Annotated in this window: 1 protein-coding gene; it reads right to left on the reverse strand. The window is 64.3% G+C overall.

Going from position 1 to position 2,543, the window contains the following annotated elements:
* Positions 1 to 41: 41 nt before the first annotated feature.
* Positions 42 to 2,543, reverse strand: a 2,502-nt coding sequence (locus tag GEV06_28345; protein ID MPZ21762.1) for an FtsX-like permease family protein, incomplete at its 5' end; no start/stop codon positions are given.

Here is a 2,543-nt window from a genome sequence, read left to right on the forward strand (position 1 = left end):
GGTCGCTGCTGTCTGCTGAATAGTGAGTAGTGGTCAGTGGTTCACTCTTGGCGCAGCGCGACGAGCGGGTCGATGCGTGTCGCGCGGCGGGCCGGTACGTAGCACGCGGCGAGCGCCACGACGAAGAGAAGTATCGAGACACTCGCCAACGTCACGGGATCGCTCGGCGTGACGTCGAACAGGAGCGCCCGGAGGAAGCGGGTGAGCGCCAGCGCACCGGCGAGGCCCGCGCCGATGCCAAGAGCGGCGAGCACGACGCCTTCGACGAGCACCAACCGGCGAATGTCGGCGGCCTGTGCCCCGATCGCCATGCGCAGGCCGATCTCCCGGGTTCGTCGCGCCATCGAGTAGCTGATGACACCATAGACGCCGATGGCCGCGATCACGAACGCCATGATGGCGAACGCCCCCACCACCAAGAGGCTGAATCGCCTCGGTGCCAACCAGGCCGACGTGAGCCGGTCGAGCGCGATCGCTTCGTAGATGGGCAGCGTCGGATCGACGGCCCAGATCTGTTGTTTGGTGGCGTCGACGTACGACGCCGGATCGTCGACGGTCCCTGCGACGAATGTCATTGACCCGAACGGCAACTGGGCATGCGGAAAGAACACCTCTGGGCGCGGGTGACTTTCCGGTCCTTCGTGTCGTACGTGACCGACGACTCCGACGATCTGAACGTCTCTTGGATCATCTTGCCAGTTGACCGTGATGTGCCGCCCGACCGGATCCTCACCAGGCCAATACGTCCTCGCCATCGTCTCGTTGACGAGCACCACGCCGAGGGCACCCGCCCGGTCCCCGTTGGTGAACATTCGGCCGCGCATCAGCGGAATATTCATCACGCGGAAATACGCGGCTGTCGCCACGGTCGTAAAGGTGCTTGGCATCTCGGCGGGCGATGGCTTTGGTTGCCCTTGGATCCAGAATCCGCTCTCGATGTTGATGTTCGCCTCGGCGAACGGCATCGCCGATACGAGCCCAACATCGCGCATTCCAGGAAGCGCTCGGATCCGCTGCAGCGCCTGGTCGTAGAAGACCACCTGCTGCTCGGGCGTGCGATACCGCTCACCATATGTGAACACTTGCACAGCGAGCACGTTGGTCGACGTGAAGCCTGGATCTTGGCGAAGCACATTGGCAAAGCTGCGAAGCAACAGGCCGGCGCCCACGAGCAGCACCATGGCAATGCCGACCTCAGCGACGACTAGCGCTGATCGGAGCTTTCGAGAAACGCCTGAGCCGACAGAGCGCCCGGGGGCCTTCAGCCCGCCAGCGTCGGTGCGCGAGAATGTCGTGGCAGGAGCGAGACCAAAGAAGAGGGCCGTCGACGCGGCAACGACGAGTGAGAACAAGAGGACGCGGCCGTCGAGACCCACCTGGTGTATGCGCGGTATTCCGCCCGGACTCAGGGCAACGACGACGCGGGTACCCCAGTACGCAAGGGCAACGCCAGCACCCCACCCGAGCAGCGCGAGGAGCACGTTCTCGACCATGAGCTGTCCGACGAGGCGGGCGCGGCCGGCGCCGAGGGCGCTGCGAACGGCAAGATCACACTGACGCTCCGCGCCACGTGCGAGCAGCATGTTGGCCACGTTCGCGCACGCCATCAGGAGCACGAGGCCAACTGCCGAAACGAGCACCAACAAAAGGGGACGAACCGGCCCGGCGAGATGATCGCGAAACGGAACGAGTCTCGCGACCACACCGCGGTTGGTACGAGGATGTGCCGCTGCGAGCCGCGCGGAGATGGCATCCATCTCTCGTTGCGCCTGCTCCAACGAGACACCACGCCGAAGCCTTGCAACGACATTCCAGTACGCGCTGCCTCGTTGCCGGCGCGTATAAGGCGGCGTCACGTGTGGTGCCCAGACTTCGCGCTCCCGAGCTGTTTGCAGCAGCCGCGGCTGAAAATCTGGCGGAAGAATACCCACAACGGTGCGCGGTTCGTTGTCCAAGATGACCGTTCGACCGACGAGGCCTCGGTCACCGCCGAAGTATCGCTGCCAGCACCCGTACGAAAGCAGCACGACGCTATCCTGTCCATCCCGATGTTCCTCTGGACGGAAGGTGCGCCCAATCAGCGGCTGCACGCCAACGGCGCGAAAGAAGCCTTCGGTGACGAGCACAGCGAGAAGCGTCCGAGGCTCAGATCCGACCATGTAGTCGAACGCGAAGGGCTCGGCGGCCGCCACCACATCAAAGCTCGTGGCCTGCTCACGCCAGTCCAAGACATTCGATGGCGCAACATCGCCGATGGCGCTGTCGGCCTCCACTCGTTGTTGCCAGATCGTCACGACTTGGTCCGGCTCGCGATAGGGGAGTGGTCGAAGCAACAACACATCGACGACCGAGAAGACGGTCGCGCTCGCGCCAATCCCGAGGCCAAGCACCGTCGAGGCGACGACCGTGAGCGCAGGCGTGCGCCGAAGCGATCGGCAGGCGTGCCGTAGCTCCTGTGTGAGGTTCCAATCGAAGGCTGTTTGGACGCGTAGCCACACAGCGTCGACCACCGACCCAGCCGATCGGCGCAGCAGATCGAAATG

The sequence above is a fragment of the Luteitalea sp. genome, from assembly GCA_009377605.1.
Lineage (GTDB): Bacteria > Acidobacteriota > Vicinamibacteria > Vicinamibacterales > Vicinamibacteraceae > WHTT01.